Raw genomic sequence first — 18,762 nt, 5'->3', positions numbered from 1 at the left:
GAGAAGACGTTAGCTTGCCATGCAATCGAACATGTGTGCGATACCATGGGGGTGTGACACACGCGGTTCAAGCATCATTGTTCGGCGCACCGCAGGTCCCGCGCCGCGAGTTGGCCGGCGGCGCTTGGCTTGAGGTGCACCACGAATGGCTCGGACGTGCGGACAATCTCATGGGCCAGCTATTGACCCAGGTGCCCTGGCGTGCCGAGCGCCGCCGCATGTACGACCGCACGCTGGACGTACCCCGGCTGGTCAGCTTTCACGACCTGACCGCGGGCCCACCGCCACATCCGGTGCTGGAGACGATCTGCGACCGACTCAACGGCGAGTACACCGGCGAACTCGGCGAACCATTCACCACGGTCGGCCTGTGTCAGTACCGCGACGGCACCGACAGTGTCGCCTGGCACGGCGACACCGTAGGCCGCGGCCTGCGCGAGGACACCATGGTCGCGATCGTAAGCATTGGCGCCACACGCACTTTCGCCCTGCGACCACGCCTCGGCGGCGAATCGATCCGCATCAGCGTCGGCCACGGCGACCTGTTAGTGATGGGCGGCTCATGCCAACGAACCTGGGAGCACGCCATTCCGAAGACGTCCAAACCGGTGGGGCCACGAATCAGCCTGCAGTACCGGCCTCGCGATGTGCGTTAAGTGCGCACCGCCGCGACAGCCTTGACCAGAAGATCCGCGGCACGCTTGCCGTCGGGCAGTGCGGGCGGGACATTTCCGACCGCGATCGGGCTGACCGTCACCACCACCATGTAGCGGCCCAGGTATGCCGAATAGTTCAGCACTTCCTGGCCTATCGCCCTGCCCGACGTACCGCTGAGCACATCGCGTTTCATGCCCAGGGTGCGCGCGCCGTCAATGGCAGGCGCGTCGATCACCTCGGTCTGCCCCGCAATCCCATTGCCACGAAAACCAACCTTCTTGCAGTCCGCGGATACCGCCGGATCGAAGGGGACCTCCTGCGAGGTCTCGACGGCAACGGCCACGTACTGATTCCCGGCACCTGTCGCGGTCAACGCCGCCATGTTTCCCTTGAGCCCGCCGGGCACGGCGCTGCCGCCGCTGTACTTGGCACAGCCCGGGGGGTCTACCGTCACCCCCGGAGGCAAAGGGGCCGGCGAGAGCAGCTTGGGATCCATTCCCGCCGGCTCCATGCTCTTCACCGTGAAATCGGGCCCGAACTCGCTCTTCAGCGCGGCGATGTTTCCGATCTTGATGTTGTGATTGACGGGATTCTGGACGGATCGGCCACACCCGGCCACCAACACGGCAACGAGCGCAAGCGCACAGGTGGCCCAGATTCCCCAGCTCTTGACGGTCACCGGCTTCAACACCCGGCCACTGTATCGATTCGGAACGAAAAATCGATGGCACCTATAGGGAACAATGTCTGTGTGGCCCAGAGTTAAAGACTGTGAGGACGGTGTGAGATGAAGACGGCGGTTAGGTTGCGTCAGCTGTGCGCGACGGCAGTGGGCGTCGGCGCTCTGATGGCCCTTACCCCCGCGACGGCGCTCGCCGATGACGCGCAATCGGTCATCAACCAGTATCAGTCCCAGGGTTACCAGGTCATCATCGACCGCAGCGGCAACGGGCCCACCAACAAGTGCACCGTCTCCAACATCCGCAACGGGCAGGACGTCTACCGCACCGAGTATCAGCGGACCTGGATGCCCAGCGGAAAATGGCTACTGATGCCGGTGCGGGTGCTGGATCACCGCCTGGTCTACATCTCCCTTAACTGCAACGTCTAGTTAGCCTTACCTAACTACATTTGCCAGTTCGCTGAAGTCTGCCCGGCCGGGACGATCGCACCCATCGCGACCTAAGAGCGGACGCAGGCGAGTCTATGAATTTGGTGTCAATTCTCACGACTGGGAATCAATCTGAGTATTACCGCGTTGGACAGGACAGATTCACGGACGTTGATGATTTGGCGAGTCGGGGATCGGGCCTTGGTGTGGTATTCGGGAACATTCCGGTAACAGCGAGGCCACGAGGAGTGAGGAGAGAGGAGTGAAATCGTGAAGAAGTTGTTATTTGCAGGTATTGCCGCAGCTGGCGTCATTGGGGCGTCGCTGGGATCGGCAAGTGTCGCGCTCGCCGGACCGTCGGGATCGGGCGATGCCAACGCTGTCATCAATGACCTCAAGTCCAACGGGTACCGGGTGATCGTCTCGAAGACGGGCGCCGCCGACCTGAGCAAGTGCACCGTTGAATCGGTCACCCAGGAGTCGCCGGTGAGCAATGTGCAGCCGGCCCGGGACGTGCGCAACAACCCCACCACGGTGCCGACAATCGACCGCAAGGTCGCGCATGTCGCACTGAGCTGCTGAAACCAGCAGAATCTCACGATGGCCCGGGCTACCAGCCCGGGCCATCGTCGTCTGTGGGCACGCGCGTGGCCTGCCGTCAGCGCGGCGTGGTGATCACCACCACCGCCTCCGCGGCACCGTCGATGGCCGCGAAGCGATGACGCCGATCGCTGAGCCAGGTTGCCGTTGCTCCCACCTCAACCAAGGTCTCCTCACCCACGGGTCCCGCGAGCACCTTGCCGTCCACCACCGTGAAGTGCTCGCGCACGCCCGCGCCATGCGACGGCGAGACATGCTCTGCACCAGAAGGGAATTCCAGCCGAAAAACCTCGACAGTGAGCTGGGGCAGGCGCCGCGCCGACAACAGCACCGTGCGCATTCCGCCGCGTGCCGCCGAATGTGTGCCCGGATGCTCGCCGACCAGCGCGGTAAGCGGCACGTCGAGGGGCTCGCAGAGCGCATACAGGGTCTCGACCGTGGGATTGCGCGCACCCGACTCGATCTCGGATATCGATCCCTTACCCACCCCGGCCCGGCGGGCCAGTTCCGAAAGGCTCAGGCCCCGCTCGTTTCGTAACTCCCGCAGCCGGCGGCCGATATCTTTCGCGTCCACCCTCCCATGCTACGTTCCGTAAACAGAACGTTCCGTATTCAGAACGAAGGACGTGTATGGAGCAGAGCGTCTCGACGGCCGTGCCGATCAGCGCGGGTGTGGTCTGCGCATTGGTCGGCTTCACCTCGTCTTTCGCGGTGGTGCTCGCGGGCCTACGAGCAGCCGGCGCGAATCCCGCACAGGCGGCATCGGGCCTGCTGGCGTTGAGCGTGGCAATGGGATCGGCGTCCATGCTGCTGTCGTGGCGATACCGGATGCCGATCACCAGCGCGTGGTCGACGCCAGGGGCAGCGCTGCTAATCACCACCGGTTCCGTGGCCGGCGGTTGGCCGGCCGCCGTCGGGGCCTTCGCGGTCAGCGCGATATTGCTACTGGCGACAGGACTCTGGCCCGCACTCGCACGCCTGGTCACCCGAATCCCCAATCCCGTCGCACAGGCGATGCTCGCCGGGGTGTTACTCCCCTTGTGCATCGCGCCCGTTACCGCACTGGCGCACAATCCCGGCGCGATCGCACCGGTACTGGTGGCGTGGGTAGTGGTGCTTGTCCTTCGCCCCCGGTGGGCGGTGCCTGCTGCGTTCGCTACCGCACTCGTGGTGATCGCGGTGGCCCTCGTCCGAGATCACAGCGCGCCCATGCCTTCCGCGTGGATCCCCCACGTGCAGTTCACGGCACCGAACCTCACCATGCAGGCTCTCACCGGTATCGCGCTGCCCCTGTACATCGTGACCATGGCGGCGCAGAACATCCCGGGTGTCGCGGTGATGGCGGGGTTCGGCTATCAGGTCCCTTGGCGCCCCACGCTGACCGTGACGGGAATCGGTTCACTGCTGGCCTCGCCGTTCGGCGGACACGCCGTCAACCTGGCCGCGATCAGCGCGGCACTGGCCGCCGCACCGGACGCCGACCCGAATCCGCGGCGCCGCTGGATCGCCGGCTTCACAACGGGGGCAACGTATTGCGGACTCGGCCTGCTCTCTACCGGGCTGACCGCGGCGGTGCTCGCCGCGCCAGCCGGCATTGTGCAAGCCGTGGCGGGCGTGGCGCTGCTGAGCGCTTTCGCCGGCGCCTGCGCCGGTGCCATGTCCACGGAGTCGGCGCGGCTACCCGCAACATTGACTCTGGTCGTGGCGGCATCGGGGACCACGGTGGCCGGCGTCGGTGCGGCGTTCTGGGCGCTGGTGATAGGTGTTGTCGCGCATCGGTTACTCAATCCGGGTTCCGTCCGCGAAGCGGTGAGCGCCGGGGACTGACGCGTATCTACAGCAGCCCCGGCACGATGGCCCGGCGGTTCTAAGCAGGGTCGATGATGTTTGTCTTCAGCTGGTTGGCGACCTGACCGGCGACCTCGGCATTGTCGGCCGCACCCGAGGATGTCACCCCGTACACCACGTTGCCCGTGGTGTAGACGCGCGTCGCCCCGGTGTTATCGGACCACGAGAGCGTGATCGCGCTACGCATACCGAATGAGTACGCACCGGCCGACTGCGCCTTGCACTTGTTGAATGCCTCTGTCAGCCGCTGGAATTCGGCTTGCGCGGCGGGCTTGTCCGGAAAAATCGCGACGGTCTCATGCAGCGTCTGGCGGGCGTCGCTCGTACTGGCGACGTTGAGCTGGCGGAATGCCTGCCAACCATCGCCCAGATCACCCTGCGCCGTCGCGTGCAACGTGCCACACGGGTCCGCGGGATTGATGGCCGGCCCATAGACCGGCGCGGTATCGGTATGTGTCGTGTCTGCCGTCGGGAAACCCAACGACTTGACCTCATCGAGCCCCGCGAACAGCGAATCCGCCGCAGCGGCATCGATTTTCAATTCGGTGAGCTCAGGTGCGGGCGGTTTTTCCGCGGCGGGACTCACCGGCTGCGAGCAGCCTGCCACGACGGCACTAGCGAGAAGGCCCAACCCGGCCCACCATCTCCGCGTCACCTTAGAAGTGTGGACGGTCAACCTGGGAACACGCTGGAAAGTGGGACAGATCACGTGCCGAATGGATCGATGGCCGCAGCGATGCGCATACCGGCGTTCCGCAAGACAGCCTCACCGTGGCCGAAACCGGCGATCGTGGCGCCGGTGGCAGCGAGCCCACTCAGCGAGTTCATGGCGGCCACGCGATCGATATTGAAGACACCGAGGATGACCTGCCCGTTGAACTCGGCGACCGCGTCACCGGTCAACACCGCCTCGGCTGCGGGCAGGTACAGCGCGATGCTCCCCGGCGTGTGGCCGGGCACCGCGATGACTTGTGCGCCGCCCGCGAACCCCAGGACGTCGCCGTCCCCGACCATGCGGTCCACGCGACAGACCGGTCCGTGCGGCGGCTCCACGAACTCCGGGCGCAAGGCCCGTTCGCCGGGCGTCAATTCGGGCACCGGCCCGTAGCATTCGCCGCTGATAAAGGCCGAGTCGGGTACTCCGGCAATTACCTCGGCCCCCGACCAGGCGGCGATCTCGGCGGCCGACCCCACGTGGTCCTCGTGAAAGTGCGTGAGCACGATCCGCGTGACGTCCGCGCGACTGCTACCGAGACGACGCAGTGCCTGTTCGATCAGCTTGGCACTATCGGGCCAGCCGGTGTCGATGAGCGTCACGCCGTCCGGCCCCTGCCACAGATAGCAGTTCAACAGATACGCCCGTTCACCCGGGATACGCAGGCGGAACAAGGATGCGGTGAGCTGCTGCAGATCTGGAGATGGCACGTCAATCACGCTACGTGCCGGACATGCCCATCCCCCACCACCGCTATGCGGCCGGTCGTCCCGTACGCCAGAATCGGAGAGTAAGTAAAAAGCAAGGGAGACAACGATGACCGATTGGGATGTGGTCGGCCGAGCCAACTACGTGTCATTCACGAGCTACCGTAAGGACGGGACTGCGGTGTCCATTCCGGTGTGGATCGCTCCCGACTCCGGCAAGCTCTACTTCTTCTCGGAGGTCGGCGCCTACAAGGTCAAGCGCGTCCGCCGGAATCCTGCGGTGACCTTGCAGCCGTGCGACGTGCGCGGGAGGCTCACCGCAGGCTCGCCGGTGGTCGAGGGTACTGCCCGCGTTCTCGAGTTCGCCGACAGCTCACGGGTGCGCAAGATCCTCAACCGCAAGTATTGGTTGCTGGGACCGTTGAGTGAATTCGGGGTCTGGGTGACCCGTCGGCAACGGGCATCCGTCGCCATCGAAATCTCCCCCGCGGGGCAGTAGCCAGCGTCAGACGCCCAATACCGAGACGACCTTCTTTGCCGTCGCCTTGGCAGATCCGGGGTTTTGGCCCGTCACCAGCCGCCCATCGGCCACGACATACGGAGCGAAGGGGATCAGGCCCTTCTGGTAGCGCGCGCCGCGCCTCTTCATCTCCTCTTCGACGTTGTAGGGCACCAGCTTGTCCACCCGGGCCAGCACTTCTTCAGACCAGGAGAATCCGGTGAGCTTGCGCCCTGCGACCAGCAGTGATCCGTCGGACAGCGTGGTGTTGAGCAGCCCCGCGTAGCCGTGGCATACCGACGATACGATTCCCCCGCGCTCAAAGATCTCACGCGAGATACGCTGCAGCCCTTCGTTATCGGGGAAGTCGTACATTACCGCGTGGCCTCCGGTGAAGTAGATCGCGTCGAAATCCGCGGAGTCGATCTCATCGGGTGATGCGGTCGTGGCCAGCAACGCCATCTTGGCGTCGTCGGCCTTCCAGGCCTTGGCACTCTTGTCGTAATTCGGAAACTTGAGCGAACGCGGCTCCAGCGGCGAAAGTCCGCCATGCGGGCTGACGATCCTTTGTTCATAACCCGCCTCGGCGAAGACGTGATAAGCATGCGTCAGCTCCGAGAGCCACAACCCCGTCAGCTCCGACGGGTCCTCATAGTGCGCGACGTTGGTGACGACGTTGAGGATGCGCATGGTCATACCCTCAGCATTCCGCCAATGGATGCTTTACGCCATCGTTCGGAGCGATGCGCTCTGCTCGTCACCTCATATAGCGGATGATGAGAGCAATCGACGCGAGGAGACAATCCGCATGTACGCGATAACGCTCAACGGTTTTGGTGATCCCGAAGTCATGGAGTGGGCTCAGGTGCCCGACCTGCCCTCGCCGGGCCCCGGCGAGGTGGCCATCGATGTGGTGGCGGCGGGAGTGAACCGGGCCGATGTGATGCAACGCCTCGGCCTGTATCCCCCGCCACCCGGCGCCAGCGAGATCCCGGGCCTGGAGGTCTCCGGTTATATTGCCGAAGTTGGTGCCGGAGTTCGTGACTGGACACCAGGTGATGCGGTATGCGCACTGATGGCCGGCGGTGGATACGCCGAACGTGTGAACGTCGCCGCCACTCAGGTGCTGCCCGTCCCCCAGGGCGTCAGCGTCACCGCGGCGGCAGCGCTGCCGGAAACCGCCGCTACGGTGTGGTCGAACGTGGTGATGACGGGCGGCCTGCGCGGCGGACAGACACTGCTGATACACGGCGGCGGCAGCGGAATAGGCACGCATGCAATACAAGTAGGCCGCGCACTGGGCGCGAATGTGGCCGTGACGGCGGGTACCCAATTCAAGTTGGACCGGTGTCGCGAGCTGGGTGCGCAGACCCTGATCAACTATCGCGAGCAGGATTTCCCGGCAGTGGTCAACGCCGAATACTCCGGGGCCAACGTTATTCTCGACATCATGGGCGGCAGTTACCTACCCAAGAATGTGGAGGCCCTCGCCGAAAACGGCCACCTGACAATCATCGGATTACAGGGCGGGGCCGCCGCCGAGCTGAATCTGGGTGCGCTGCTGTTCAAACGGGGATCGGTGCATGCGACAAACCTGCGCCGCAGGCCTGAGCAGGGGCCAGGCTCCAAGGCCGAGATCATCGCCGAACTACGCCAGCGTCTGTGGCCATTGATCGCCGAGGGAGCGGTGGTGCCGGTCGTCTCCGCCGAAATCCCGGTTACCGATGCCGCCACGGCGCACCGGCTGCTGGACTCATCCGAGACTGTCGGCAAGGTCCTGCTCACCGTGCGCCAGCCGTGAGCATCGCCAGCGCCGAAACGACGAGCAGTCCGACATAGGCCCAGGCGTGCACGCTATCGGGCAGCCGGGGTGGGCGCCGTCGCAACCACATCACCAGCGGCAGCGCCCCGGCCAACAGTGCCGCCGCGGAGCGAAAATCCACCGCGCCGACGAAGTACGGCTGACCCGCCACCACCGCCGACGTACCGGTCAAAAAGACCGCCAGGGCCGGCGCGCTGATGGCCAAGGTCAACGGATTCGCAAGTGCGGTAGCCACACTCATGGGCTGGCCACCCCGGCGTAACAACGGAACCGTCATCACGCTGCCGCCCACGCCCAGAAAAGAGGCAGTCGCACCGATGGGCAGGCCCAATCCCGCGGGGATGGCGAATTCGCGCGGAGACACGTCGGTCGTGGAGGGTCGGCGCAGAAACCCGGGCCGCAGCAACACATCCGCGATCGTGATCACCAGATAGATCACGAAACCCCATGTGGTGAGCCGTGGCGACGCGAGCCGCGCCAGCCCCGCGCCGAGCGCGCCACCGCAACCGAGCAAGACCACAAGTAGCGCGCTACTCCGCAAGTGGGCCAATATGGCCCGCGACGTCGCCGCGGTGGCGGTGGCCGCACTGACCACCATGACCACCGCGGAGGTCGCAACGGCCACCTCCGCCGCTGCCGCGCCCAGCGCTCCGTCCACCCAGACGATCACCGGCACGGTCACGAAGCCGCCGCCGAAGCCGAACAACACCGTGGTGAGGCCGGTGAGAATTCCGATCAGCACCAATACGAGCACGCCCACGGGACCATTCCATCCGGCATGCAGCGCGTAGACAATCGAAAGCCAGCTCGATACATTCGATTTTCGGCCATATCCTGACGGGATGCGGAATGTACCGCTCGCCGACATCGACCATCTGCCCAGCGCCGTGCTGCCGATCAGCACCGACTACGCCGATGGGCAGCTACTCGACTGGCATGAGCATCGCCGCGCGCAATTCCTCTACGGAACTACCGGCACCATGATCGTGGACACCGATGACGGGACCTGGACGGTACCCACCCGCCGCGCGGTGATGATCCCCGCGCGTACCCGTCATCGGGTGCGCATGCTGGAGGTGCGCACCGGCAGCCTCTACATCGAGCCGTCGGCCGTCCCGTGGTGGCCGGCCTCATGCGTGGTCGTCGATGTCAACTCCCTGATGCACGAACTACTCACTGCCGCAGCAGATTTAGATATCGAAAACGACCAGTCGGGCCGCAGCGCCGCACTCACGGCGCTATTGCTCCACGAGCTGGCGTCGTTCACCGCGCTGCCACTGCACGTCGAGATGCCACGATCTGCTGATCTCGCCGAGCTGTGCCGCGCCTATCTCGAGGCACCGGATGTGTCGGTGTCCAACACCCAGTGGGCGCAACAGCTGAATACGAGCGAGCGCTCGCTGACTCGCCGCTTTCGGGACGAGGTAGCGATGAGCCCGGCCGCATGGCGCGTCCGCGCGCGGCTGTTGGCGGCGGTGCCGCTGCTGCGCCATCACTCGGTGACCCAGGTTGCCGCCCGGCTGGGATATGCCACGCCTGCCGCCTTCTCCTACGCGTTCGGCCGGGCGTTCGGCATCGCCCCGTCAACCATCAGCTGAATACCTCGGCGCTTGACGATACTGTGGGGCGTATGACGACAACGTTCGTCGGGATAGCGGCGATCGTGGCGATGACCTTCATAGGTATCGGCATGAATGCTGGGCTCTTCAACACCAGAAGAGCACGTCAGGCGATTCCGCCACTGGTGGCGCGGGCGGCTGCCCCTGTGTATGCGCTGAACCGCCGTATCGGCAACCCCGGCCGCACCAACAAGACACCCGATGAGTCCGAGTCGACGGAAGAACCACAGAAATGAAAATCCCCCGGGCTAAGCCGGGGGATCCCTTGGTGGGCCTCCTGAGACACTACTCAAGTAAGGCGATCCCCATAGATAGGCTTGTTGACCTGCGGAAACGCTTTACCCATATCGACGCGCGTCCAGTTCGACGTTCTAGATCCCCTAGGCGACGCTTCAGGCTCACTTCCGTCTTGGCGCCGAACAGGTGAATGAGCTGGTGGCTGCCTATGAATCGGGCATCTCATCCAACCAACTCGTCATCGACTACGGCATCGCCAAAGGCACAGTCCTGAAGCTCCTTCGAGCCAACAACGCCACCATGCGCCGCCAAGGACTCAACGCCGCGGCCACTAAGCAGGCGGCAGCCCGTACCGAGATGGCAAATCGCTTGTCACGATCGGAACGAAGTTTGGCGTCAACCCGACGACAGTGCGTAGCGCGCTCATGAAGCAGAACGTTGCCTTACGCGATCCTCATGGTCGAGGTCGAAATGCCGACTAACACGACAAGGATATGGGACATACTGGCTTACGGCGACGATACGTACCGTAATAATAACGCAAAATCCATTGCAGGACAATCGATTTGGGACACTCGATCTCTACTTAATCGTGACGCCCTGGCGATCCATCGCAACGCAGATACCATCCTTGACTATGTAGCACTCGACGTAGTGTTGCCCACGGAATGCAGTTGGCTCCCGCAATGTACGAGAACCGCTATCGCGCACTACTTGCCCCCTAATGCAATTAGCATTTATTGCCTCTTCACCCGTATTGCGAACTTTCCAGTATACACTGTACGGAGTAGGGACATCAATCCTCGCGATCCTGAAGTTGATCGTGCGGCCAAGCCCAACCACGTTGCCGTGTTTGCGCAATTCGAAATGCCGGAAGCCGTCTTTCTTCTCGACGACTGCACCGATTCTGACCGTGTACGTAGGATTGAGTACTGTCGGTATCTTCCAGCGGCTTTCCAATGTCTCTTCTGTGTTACTTATCCCTGCGCGACCGATGTGCGCGTTCTTGCTGGTGGTGACTGCTGCGGTGTCATACGTGCCAAACAGTGGGCCAAAAACTTCGCGCCACTTGGTCTTGCTGAGTTCGAGATCTATCTCATCATAGGCAGCGACCACTCTGCCGTAATAGAAGGCGATCTTGTCTCGGAAGTTCGAATACTGGTTCTGGTCGATACGGTGATTGAAACTCTCGGTCGGACAGCTTGGGTCACTGATCAGCGGCAGAGTCGGGTTCGCTTGCAGATAGTCGTTGAGGTCTTTCAGAATGTTCTTTAGCGCGGTTGGTACATCCTTGTAGTAGTCGGCATCGTTCATGACGAGTACATCGTTAATACGTTCCCCGACGAGAATATTCAGAATGACTGACCGCACAGTGAAGGTGTTCTTGTAGTCACGGACGAACTTCAGTAGCCGGATGATCTTGATGAGACGGCCACCGGTGATCTTGTTCTTCTCATCGAGCCACTCGTTGAAGCCTTCTGGATTGGTCAGCTCGTAGGTGTCTGCGACTCGGTTGGTGATGAAGTGCTCATTGTGGCGTTCCAGATAAGGAACGACGTCGATGTGAAATTCGTTGGCATAGTCGACTTTTACGCATCGGTCGTGTCGACTGACCATGTCACGGTAGGTGCTCGAAGCACGGAAAACGGTGTAGAGCTCTTGGACATAGTCCTTGGCTTCCCAACCGTCAACCTCGTCCATGCTGAGAAGGACGTCAGCATCGAACTCATCATTGACTTGGACGGGGTTGATGATGGTGCGATGTGCGTATGACCCCTGCGGGATGAGTTCCAAGTAGTTCTCGGCAATGATGTCATTCCCACTTGAGAGATAGTTCCCGACAGCAGTCACTCGGCTGTCAAGTTGGGCAATGCGACCATCGCTGAGATTCACTTTGTTGACCAGGAAAGCGTCGAAGTGCTTGATCAATTTCATTGCGCAGCCTCCTGACCCAGCTTGCGATATGGTATGAACGGCTCTGGTGGCGGCCCGGAGAAGAATTTTTCATGGATTAACGGCAGCTGAGTGCGTGCTTCTGATGCTCCCAAAGCTCGCAGTGATTCGATGTCCCGTGCACGGTCCAGCTTGAAGCGGTCACTGCCCACAACGGGCGAAACCCGATAGACGTTGTCATGTCCAAGTAGCAGCTGCGCGGTTCCAAGCGAGGCCGACGATTGACCTGCCATGATGACGTCGATGAGGCGGGTAGCCCAGTAGTTCAGGCCAAGGCGCGATTTGCGGTACGCCGCCACGCTGAGCGGGGACTCTGTGCAACCGACACTGAGCAGGCGAACATCGCCTTTCTGCCAGTCGAGAACGCCAAGAGCTTCCACGGATGCGGTTCCCATCGGATTGTTGGCCCACATACCGCCGTCAATCAGAGGGATACCAACCTCGGATCGATGTGTTGGAAAATAGGTTGGCGCTGCTGCCGTGGCCAGCGCAACGTCGATGACACGCTCGGTGTAATCACGCTCGAACCGTGGGTGATGTGCTGTCTTCTTGACGTGGACTTGGCCGGTTTCAAGATCGAGAGACGGAATGACCAAACGAGTCTTACTTTCTCCAAGTAGTCTGTCGCCGAATACGTCAACAAGTGCGCTCCTCAACGGCTGCGGATCATATTTAGCCGCACCCAGCCACTTGAACAGGCCGATGGTTCTATTACCTCGAAAGATCTCGGGGCCACGCTGCTGATAGAACTCTAGAATTTCCTTTGCCGAAAGTCCCAGACCGAGCCCGAGAGCAATGATGCCGCCAGTGGATGTGCCAACGATCAAGTCGAAATGTTCCACCAGAGGACGATCAAGCTTTTCTTCTATATCAGCTAGAAAGGCAGCAGGAAAAACTCCTTTGATGCCGCCGCCGTCGATACTGAGTATCCGCCGCGTAGGTAGTGTTGAAGCTATTTCATTCTGCAGTTTTTCACTATCTGTCATTCGCCGAGTTCCCTCCTTCGGGAACAAAGATTAAATTTTTGATGTGCTCCACCCTATTCTTACATCTCCGGAGCTAACCACTTGATATTTCTGCATCCATTTATAACATTATCGGCATTCTATTGACAATACTTCAATTTGAGTATTATCAATATGGATTGCGAAGGGGTCAGAAAATAGCCATCATCGGTACATAAAAACAGAGTAAAACTACTGTTCTGAGAGTCATAGAAACGTATACCAATAGCCAACGACCCTAACGAGATTAAAACTCCTTTACAGAGGTCAGCGTGTGCGACGTGAGCATATGTTGTGCCACCGACATATACAGGCAGGCATGGCAGACGGTCAGGGTACTGCCGCCCTGACCTCGGTAAATAAGCCCTGGAGACGAAACCACACGACGGGGTCTGAACAGTGCCGGGACGCTCTCGAACTCTTGAGACGCCCCGACGGCTGATTGGCTGACTCATCGGTGGACCGGCTCCGAGTTCAACCTAGACGATCAGAACTACTGGTAGCAGGCTCGAGCGGCACGGGGGGTGCCTCCCCAAACCTTCCGTGACGGATTCGCACAAGCGGACCAGTCGTGGTGGCACGATTGGTACCCATGATGGGTCCGTTTTTCATCCCCGACATATTCATCGAACTTTCAGGCCTATTGGAAGCTGCGTGGCTATGGATATCCAGTACGTCTCCAGAGGCCTGGTCTGCACTAGCTGCTTGGGCAACCACAGGTGTCGCGGCTGTCGCGGCCATCTTTGCGCTGCGTCAAGTGCGAGAGGCCCGACAAACTCGGGAGTCCCAAGCTCAGCCGAACATCGCAGTTTTCACTGAAGAGAATGAAACGGATTGGCAGCTCTTCGAACTGCGAGTCAAGAACTACGGGCCAACTGGCGCCTATCACATCGCAGTGAAGTTTGAGGATGTATTAGAGGTCGCACCGTGGCAAAACCCACAGACTGACGAATGGGTGACCACATTGCTCGTTCCGCCTGAGATCGCATTCCTTGCGCCGGGCCAACAATGGCTGACGCATTGGGATGATGCGACAGATCGCGAGGAACACAATCGAAGTGCGCGTAGCGAAGGCCGCCCAGAGCTGAAGTCGATGTATCGGGGTCGTGTCGAGTTTGAAGATCGGGCCGGACGAAAGTACTGCAACCCCATCCTCATTGACTGCGACATGTACAGAAATACGGTGAGAGTTCGTGACCAGAGGTGATCACCGAACTGGTTCAGGCCCACTGCGGGATGAGATTGGCACACCCGATGCCGAGGACGCTGAGCTAAGACGCGTGCGGAATATATAACGGGGACAATAGGTTACATCAAGTTACCCGTTGTTGCTGTCGCACTGATAACGCTGATCATCTTCGTTATCCTTGCACCGGGTATAGTTCCGGGAGGGATATACCCCTCGAGCATACTAACTCTCATTGGCGCCTCCCTTGGCGCTATTTCAATGATGATCGCCGTAGCCGTATGCAACGAAATACTTCTGCCGTTTATCATGAAAAGCAATGCCACGTGGCTTCCGCCACTTATACTTCTGATCGAATTATTGATACTTCGCCTTCTCCTGTCTACGAGACGCTTCAACGCTCGCATGGGGAATTCCGACAGTTAAAAGCCCTTCATGCGACGTATGTCCTCGCACTGAAGAGGACGGTTCCGTTCTAGCTCATCCTTCTTGCTCAACCGCCAACCAGTCCTTAAGGCTGATACCGAAGGCCTGGGCCCGACACAGTTCAGCGTTGCACTGCCTGCCAGAATCGCAAGTACGTCATAGACGGTCCACATACAATTAGGCAGCCTGAGCGGGTAAGGAAATAGTCGGGGGAATTATGTAGGTGCACCAGCGAACTCTCTTGCCAAAACGACGTATGCTCCAAGCGGGCTCGTATTATCGCTGGGACTATCGACGTGCTCAACGCAGCCAACTAACTGCTCAGACCCCCGTTCCATTCTCGATAAAGTTCAGTGATTTCATCGTCGCTGTAGCGCATGGCACCTATTACGCCCATCATCAGGGTCGCCCACGATCGGTATTCGTGCGCGCGGGGAGTTAGCAATAATGCTACCGTGTATGGGTCGCGGATATTCGGCCGTGTGTATTCCTCGAGCAATTCGTGATGCCATAGTTTGGTTCGGATAGCGAACATTTCATGAGCGTTCGATGCGCGACTGACAACAAAGCACAGTTGGAAACTAGAATTCGGGAACAAATATCTCCGGCAATGAAAACTTCCTCCATTCGACCATGATTCTTCCAGCAAGGTTATCAGTAACCGGCCTGTATGTGACCGTTCCTCGGCAGGCAGACCGTCCAGAAGGTTCAAAATGACCAGTCTATCCTGGTCGGCGCCGATAGAAAATTCGCCGCACGCAATATCTTCTAGTATTTGCCTGAACATTCGCGCACCGCGCATGTCAATCGTTGCGGCAGGTTGTATCGGTAGCCAGACCGGATCTAATTCAGTGATAACCCTTGTGGGACTGGTTCGCTGCTCGCGAACAAGCGCACGCCCTGCTTGCCGGTAGTAATAATTAACGTGAGAGCCAGGTAGAACTCCGGCTGAGCTGATGGCATGTAGGTAATGGATTACTGTGGTCGTGGAACACAGCTGTTCGAACAAAAACTCCCACTCTTCCCGGAACAGCGCCACGATTGGTAATCCACGAACTTCTTGATCGAAACTATCCATCACGGGCGGATTACTGTGATCAACGACTACCACCCCGATCCAAGTGATCTCGTTGCCGTCCACATGGATTTTGCGCCCACGGTCGTTTGTCAATTCCCTCGCGCGTTCACGTAATTCGCGTACAGAGCCCACAGCTTGACTAGCAGCTTGCGCTATTAACCCTGCTGTCCGATCCGCTTCACGCTCGGATTCAGACTCAGGCCTCTTAGACTTGACTTGTACTGCTAGTCCATATTTCCCTGAAATCAGCGCGGAATCATTTATTTCCCGCGTAGCTTGCCCACCCTTATGGTAATCATGAGGCCGGTATACAAAATCGACAAGCCCCCATCTGGCACTGTGCCGTACCGCCACTTCGGCAGCGGTGCCACGATCCTTATCGTCAGAATATCCCAGAGGAATCGGAGCTGGAATCATACGTCCGAGTACCTCGCCGTCAGACTCCATCAAAATCCAGTGCTGATCGTCAATCATACATTGAATAGTGCCGGACTCAGATCTCCTCAAAGCCTCTCTGGCTTCAGAATTCGTAGCAATCGATTTCCAGTTGTGGTGCTCAAAGGGAAGCCAGTGACCACCGATCGGATTCGTTGCGATCGTTCTAAGGTCGCGTATTATTCGCATGCAAATCTGCACTAAATCGTAGACTCGTGATTTAATGCAGTCTTGCTCATCATCTGGCCATGGCGTTGCGTTGAATGTGATATTGAAACTTATATTCAGTTCTTGCAGATCAAACCGTGCGACGCCGTCCGATTTCAGAGTTCCTATTCGGTCGCGAGTGTGACGTTCAGGTCTATTGCTGCGCTTTTTCTTCTGCATCCCAGCCACCGACTCTGGGTGAAAAGTTGCTATCTCTGGCTTTGTTTCATGCTTGTCGGAGATGACTTCAATTCGATGGACCCAGGGCACCAGTACCGGCCAGCCGGTCGGCACTGAATCTAGCGCCACTATCTGGTTTAGAAATTCGCGTACCTCACTGACATCTGGGCGCGGAACTGATTCTGGCCAGTGATCTAGCTGATCAGGCCAACAGGAATGGGCGGCCTCGATCACGTCGATAAACTCATCTCCAGTCACAAATTCCATCTGTTTGATGCGAGATGCCTCGCCAAGAAACGCACCAGTGAGGCATCGCTTAGTAGCAGTGGCCGCTTCCCTCAATGCCGCAACCAGTGCCAATATAAACGAGCGCGCGATATTCTCTACTTCGACAAAGTGGCTGCCAAATCGATTTGCGAATATTGAGTGAACGACTCCGGCGTCTTCAAGAGTAAAAAGGTCTTGAGAAGTGAAGGCGGACGTGGCCTCTATTAGCTCCTTACCTTGCCGCCACGCGAATTCGACCGAAGCCCAAGCTGCGGCGAACTCTACACCGATCTCGATCTCGCTCGGCTTGTCAAATTGGATCATGGTATTTCTCTCCGATGTCGTTATAGTATTTATAGTAACTACTCAACGAACGCGCCAACCGAACCGCCATACCACCCCGGCGCCAAAATTCGGACACCTCAGGGCTAAGCGCACGCCCACTCGGAAATCCCCCAGAGGTTCTCCGGCTTGGTCATATCGAGGAGTCTAGGTATGCGGGCGAGGGGCATCAACTGAATTTACCCACCCATTTCAGTGATTGAACATGATCTTGTGATCGGTGGGTGCGAATTGAAAGAACGTGACCATTGAAGCGCAGTGGTTCCGGTGGAGACTCCCGACCTTGGAAACGAGGATGGAGTCATGCCGAGTAAACAGGCTCCGCCGGGGAAGCCGACCACGCGTAGGTACAGCCCGGAGGAGAAGGCCGCTGCGGTGCGGATGCTACGCACGTTGCGGGCGGAGTTGGGTACCGAGCACGGGACGGTGTATCGGGTGGCCCGTCAACTCGACTACGGGGTGGAGTCGGTGCGTTCGTGGGTGCGCCAAGCTGACATCGACGAGGGGTACGAGCCCGGCCTGGCGACCATAGAATCGGCGCGGGTCAAAGAGCTTGAGCAGGAGATACGAGAACTCAAGCGGGCCAACGAGATTTTGAAGCGAGCAGCCAGTTTTTTCGGCGCGGAGCTCGACCGCCAACACAAGAAATAGTCGCGTTCATCGACACCAACCGCAAGGAATTCGGGGTCGAGCCCATCTGCACCATCTTGCGATCGGCAGGCGTGCGGGTGGCCCCGAGCACCTACTACGCGGCCAAAACCCGGCCCCCATCGGCGCGGGTGTGCCGCGACGCAGCGAGAGGAACTGCCCTCAAACAGTTGTGGCCGGACAACTACCGCGTCTACGGGGCACGCAAGCTGTGGAAAGCCGCCCGCCGCGCTGGTCATGACGTCGGGCGCGATCAGGTGGCCCGGCACATGCGGGCCGCCCGGATGGTCGGAGCGCGCCGGGGCAAACGGATACGCACCACCAAACCCGACCCGAAAGCAGCGCGGCATCTTGATCTGGTCCGGCGCGACTTCACCGCGACGGCGCCGAATGCGCTGGGGCTCACCGACCTGACATTCGTACCGACCTGGGCCGGTGTGGCCTACGTGTGCTTCATCGCCGACGCGTACTCCCGGATGATCGTCGGCTGGCGCGTCGCCCCGCACATGCGCACCACCATGGTCCTCGATGCCATCGAGATGGCCCGCTGGTCACGAGGAAACACGTTGCCGGGCTTACGATATCACTCCGACGCCGGATATCAGTTCACGTCCATCCGCTATGGCGAACGCCTCGCTGAGATCGGCGCGACCCCCTCCATCGGCACGGTCGAGGACAGTATTGATAACGCCCTCGCCGAGACGGTGAACGGCTACTACAAAGCCGAACTGATCTACGGACCCACCCGCCCCGGACCATGGAAAACCGTCGAGGATGTCGAGCTAGCCACCCTGGGCTGGGTCTACTGGCACAACACCAGTCGCCTACAGGGCTACCTCGACGACCTACCGCCGACAGAGTTCGAAGCCGCGTTCTACGCTACCAATCGGAACCACCAACCCTTGGTCGAAATCCAATAGCACAAGCCTCCACCGGAACCAGTGCGCTTCAACCACCTGAGCCCACCATTTGACGACTTCCACCAAGCCAAAGCCACCTGGAACACCACCAAACCAGCCACCCTGACCGACTATCTCAAAGCCCATCCCCCACAAACACAAAACGGCTCTCACCAAGGGAATCGCCTTCGGATAACCCCGAACCCACGCTCACCGGCATTGCTTCGGTCTCCGGTTTGAGTACGGCTTCTATGGTGGAGCTAGGGAGAATCGAACTCCCGACCTTCTCGATGCGAACGAACCATCTTGGGCGTTTGTCGAA

Annotated in this window: 19 protein-coding genes and 1 other annotated feature; of the genes, 10 read left to right on the top strand and 9 right to left on the bottom strand. The window is 59.9% G+C overall.

Annotated elements, in window-relative coordinates; translation table 11 throughout:
• The first annotated feature begins 53 nt into the window (after nt 1-53).
• On the top strand, nt 54-656 hold the full coding sequence (locus tag ABG82_RS05930; protein ID WP_043080166.1) for an alpha-ketoglutarate-dependent dioxygenase AlkB family protein: 603 nt from the start codon (nt 54-56) through the stop codon (nt 654-656).
• On the opposite strand, the gene ABG82_RS05925 is transcribed toward ABG82_RS05930, so the two are convergent.
• Nucleotides 653-1,348 carry a DUF5642 family protein gene (locus ABG82_RS05925; RefSeq protein ID WP_043080165.1) on the bottom strand — a complete coding sequence of 232 codons (696 nt, stop codon included), beginning with the start codon at nt 1,346-1,348 and terminating at the stop codon, nt 653-655. The genes ABG82_RS05930 and ABG82_RS05925 overlap by 4 nt on opposite strands.
• Nucleotides 1,349-1,444: 96 nt before the next feature.
• On the opposite strand from ABG82_RS05925, the gene ABG82_RS05920 reads away from it, so the two are divergent.
• Nucleotides 1,445-1,768, top strand: coding sequence for a hypothetical protein (locus tag ABG82_RS05920; RefSeq protein ID WP_043080164.1), 324 nt, complete (start codon nt 1,445-1,447; stop codon nt 1,766-1,768).
• 270 nt (nt 1,769-2,038) lie between these two features.
• On the top strand, nt 2,039-2,350 hold the full coding sequence (locus ABG82_RS05915) for a hypothetical protein (RefSeq protein ID WP_043080163.1): 312 nt from the start codon (nt 2,039-2,041) through the stop codon (nt 2,348-2,350).
• Nucleotides 2,351-2,426: 76 nt separating this feature from the next.
• Here ABG82_RS05915 and ABG82_RS05910 read toward each other — a convergent pair whose 3' ends face one another.
• Nucleotides 2,427-2,942 (bottom strand): helix-turn-helix domain-containing protein, encoded by a 516-nt coding sequence (locus ABG82_RS05910; RefSeq protein WP_043080162.1) that lies wholly within the window; start codon nt 2,940-2,942, stop codon nt 2,427-2,429.
• Between the two features lie 56 nt (nt 2,943-2,998).
• On the opposite strand from ABG82_RS05910, the gene ABG82_RS05905 reads away from it, so the two are divergent.
• Nucleotides 2,999-4,195 carry a benzoate/H(+) symporter BenE family transporter gene (locus ABG82_RS05905; protein WP_043080161.1) on the top strand — a complete coding sequence of 399 codons (1,197 nt, stop codon included), beginning with the start codon at nt 2,999-3,001 and terminating at the stop codon, nt 4,193-4,195.
• 40 nt (nt 4,196-4,235) lie between these two features.
• Here ABG82_RS05905 and ABG82_RS05900 read toward each other — a convergent pair whose 3' ends face one another.
• Nucleotides 4,236-4,847 carry a sensor domain-containing protein gene (locus ABG82_RS05900; RefSeq protein ID WP_043080189.1) on the bottom strand — a complete coding sequence of 204 codons (612 nt, stop codon included), beginning with the start codon at nt 4,845-4,847 and terminating at the stop codon, nt 4,236-4,238.
• A 74-nt stretch (nt 4,848-4,921) separates the two neighbouring features.
• Nucleotides 4,922-5,641 carry an MBL fold metallo-hydrolase gene (locus ABG82_RS05895; protein ID WP_043080160.1) on the bottom strand — a complete coding sequence of 240 codons (720 nt, stop codon included), beginning with the start codon at nt 5,639-5,641 and terminating at the stop codon, nt 4,922-4,924.
• A 106-nt stretch (nt 5,642-5,747) separates the two neighbouring features.
• Here ABG82_RS05895 and ABG82_RS05890 point away from each other — a divergent pair, with 106 nt between their 5' ends.
• Nucleotides 5,748-6,137: a PPOX class F420-dependent oxidoreductase gene (locus ABG82_RS05890; RefSeq protein ID WP_043080159.1), complete on the top strand. Its 390-nt coding sequence runs from the start codon at nt 5,748-5,750 to the stop codon at nt 6,135-6,137.
• A 6-nt stretch (nt 6,138-6,143) separates the two neighbouring features.
• Here ABG82_RS05890 and ABG82_RS05885 read toward each other — a convergent pair whose 3' ends face one another.
• Nucleotides 6,144-6,833 carry a type 1 glutamine amidotransferase domain-containing protein gene (locus ABG82_RS05885; protein WP_043080158.1) on the bottom strand — a complete coding sequence of 230 codons (690 nt, stop codon included), beginning with the start codon at nt 6,831-6,833 and terminating at the stop codon, nt 6,144-6,146.
• A gap of 112 nt (nt 6,834-6,945) precedes the next feature.
• On the opposite strand from ABG82_RS05885, the gene ABG82_RS05880 reads away from it, so the two are divergent.
• Complete coding sequence (locus ABG82_RS05880; RefSeq protein WP_043080157.1) at nt 6,946-7,938, top strand: NAD(P)H-quinone oxidoreductase; 993 nt, start codon at nt 6,946-6,948, stop codon at nt 7,936-7,938.
• Here ABG82_RS05880 and ABG82_RS05875 read toward each other — a convergent pair.
• Entirely contained in the window at nt 7,919-8,713 is a 795-nt protein-coding gene (locus ABG82_RS05875) for a sulfite exporter TauE/SafE family protein (RefSeq protein WP_043080188.1), read from the bottom strand. The genes ABG82_RS05880 and ABG82_RS05875 overlap by 20 nt on opposite strands.
• An 88-nt stretch (nt 8,714-8,801) precedes the next feature.
• Here ABG82_RS05875 and ABG82_RS05870 point away from each other — a divergent pair, with 88 nt between their 5' ends.
• Nucleotides 8,802-9,557 carry an AraC family transcriptional regulator gene (locus ABG82_RS05870; protein WP_043080156.1) on the top strand — a complete coding sequence of 252 codons (756 nt, stop codon included), beginning with the start codon at nt 8,802-8,804 and terminating at the stop codon, nt 9,555-9,557.
• 32 nt (nt 9,558-9,589) lie between these two features.
• Nucleotides 9,590-9,814 (top strand): hypothetical protein, encoded by a 225-nt coding sequence (locus ABG82_RS05865; protein ID WP_043080155.1) that lies wholly within the window; start codon nt 9,590-9,592, stop codon nt 9,812-9,814.
• Between the two features lie 583 nt (nt 9,815-10,397).
• Here the strand turns inward: ABG82_RS05865 and ABG82_RS05855 are convergent.
• Complete coding sequence (locus ABG82_RS05855) at nt 10,398-11,750, bottom strand: SMODS domain-containing nucleotidyltransferase (RefSeq protein WP_052511131.1); 1,353 nt, start codon at nt 11,748-11,750, stop codon at nt 10,398-10,400.
• Nucleotides 11,747-12,754 (bottom strand): CBASS cGAMP-activated phospholipase, encoded by a 1,008-nt coding sequence (locus ABG82_RS05850; RefSeq protein WP_043080153.1) that lies wholly within the window; start codon nt 12,752-12,754, stop codon nt 11,747-11,749. The genes ABG82_RS05855 and ABG82_RS05850 overlap by 4 nt, the downstream gene beginning before the upstream one ends.
• A 610-nt stretch (nt 12,755-13,364) precedes the next feature.
• On the opposite strand from ABG82_RS05850, the gene ABG82_RS05845 reads away from it, so the two are divergent.
• A complete protein-coding gene (locus ABG82_RS05845; protein WP_052511129.1) occupies nt 13,365-13,979 on the top strand; it encodes a hypothetical protein in 615 nt (204 codons plus the stop codon).
• A 718-nt stretch (nt 13,980-14,697) separates the two neighbouring features.
• On the opposite strand, the gene ABG82_RS27535 is transcribed toward ABG82_RS05845, so the two are convergent.
• Nucleotides 14,698-16,875 (bottom strand): hypothetical protein, encoded by a 2,178-nt coding sequence (locus ABG82_RS27535; RefSeq protein WP_078343510.1) that lies wholly within the window; start codon nt 16,873-16,875, stop codon nt 14,698-14,700.
• Nucleotides 16,876-17,196: 321 nt separating this feature from the next.
• Here ABG82_RS27535 and ABG82_RS05835 point away from each other — a divergent pair.
• Nucleotides 17,197-18,461 (top strand): IS3 family transposase gene (locus ABG82_RS05835; protein WP_234708113.1). Its coding sequence is split into 2 segments (ribosomal slippage): nt 17,197-17,509 and nt 17,509-18,461, totalling 1,266 coding nucleotides; the frame shifts between segments, so codons are not numbered across the junction.
• Nucleotides 17,499-17,630 (top strand) — a sequence feature (AL1L pseudoknot). (Overlaps the previous gene by 132 nt.)
• Nucleotides 18,462-18,762 lie beyond the last annotated feature (301 nt).

It is taken from the genome of Mycobacteroides immunogenum, from assembly GCF_001605725.1.
GTDB classification, from domain to species: Bacteria; Actinomycetota; Actinomycetes; order Mycobacteriales; family Mycobacteriaceae; genus Mycobacterium; species Mycobacterium immunogenum.
Note: the sequence above shows the minus strand (reverse complement) of the source record. Positions and strands in the feature narration are given on the sequence as shown.

Coding starts and splice junctions, on each gene's coding strand:
- ABG82_RS05845 (WP_052511129.1), top strand. CDS start 13,365: ATGATGGGTCCGTTTTTCATCCCCGACATATTCATCGAACTTTCAGGC.
- ABG82_RS27535 (WP_078343510.1), bottom strand. CDS start 16,875: ATGATCCAATTTGACAAGCCGAGCGAGATCGAGATCGGTGTAGAGTTC.
- ABG82_RS05890 (WP_043080159.1), top strand. CDS start 5,748: ATGACCGATTGGGATGTGGTCGGCCGAGCCAACTACGTGTCATTCACG.
- ABG82_RS05870 (WP_043080156.1), top strand. CDS start 8,802: ATGCGGAATGTACCGCTCGCCGACATCGACCATCTGCCCAGCGCCGTG.
- ABG82_RS05885 (WP_043080158.1), bottom strand. CDS start 6,833: ATGACCATGCGCATCCTCAACGTCGTCACCAACGTCGCGCACTATGAG.
- ABG82_RS05880 (WP_043080157.1), top strand. CDS start 6,946: ATGTACGCGATAACGCTCAACGGTTTTGGTGATCCCGAAGTCATGGAG.
- ABG82_RS05920 (WP_043080164.1), top strand. CDS start 1,445: ATGAAGACGGCGGTTAGGTTGCGTCAGCTGTGCGCGACGGCAGTGGGC.
- ABG82_RS05855 (WP_052511131.1), bottom strand. CDS start 11,750: ATGAAATTGATCAAGCACTTCGACGCTTTCCTGGTCAACAAAGTGAAT.
- ABG82_RS05850 (WP_043080153.1), bottom strand. CDS start 12,754: ATGACAGATAGTGAAAAACTGCAGAATGAAATAGCTTCAACACTACCT.
- ABG82_RS05905 (WP_043080161.1), top strand. CDS start 2,999: ATGGAGCAGAGCGTCTCGACGGCCGTGCCGATCAGCGCGGGTGTGGTC.
- ABG82_RS05865 (WP_043080155.1), top strand. CDS start 9,590: ATGACGACAACGTTCGTCGGGATAGCGGCGATCGTGGCGATGACCTTC.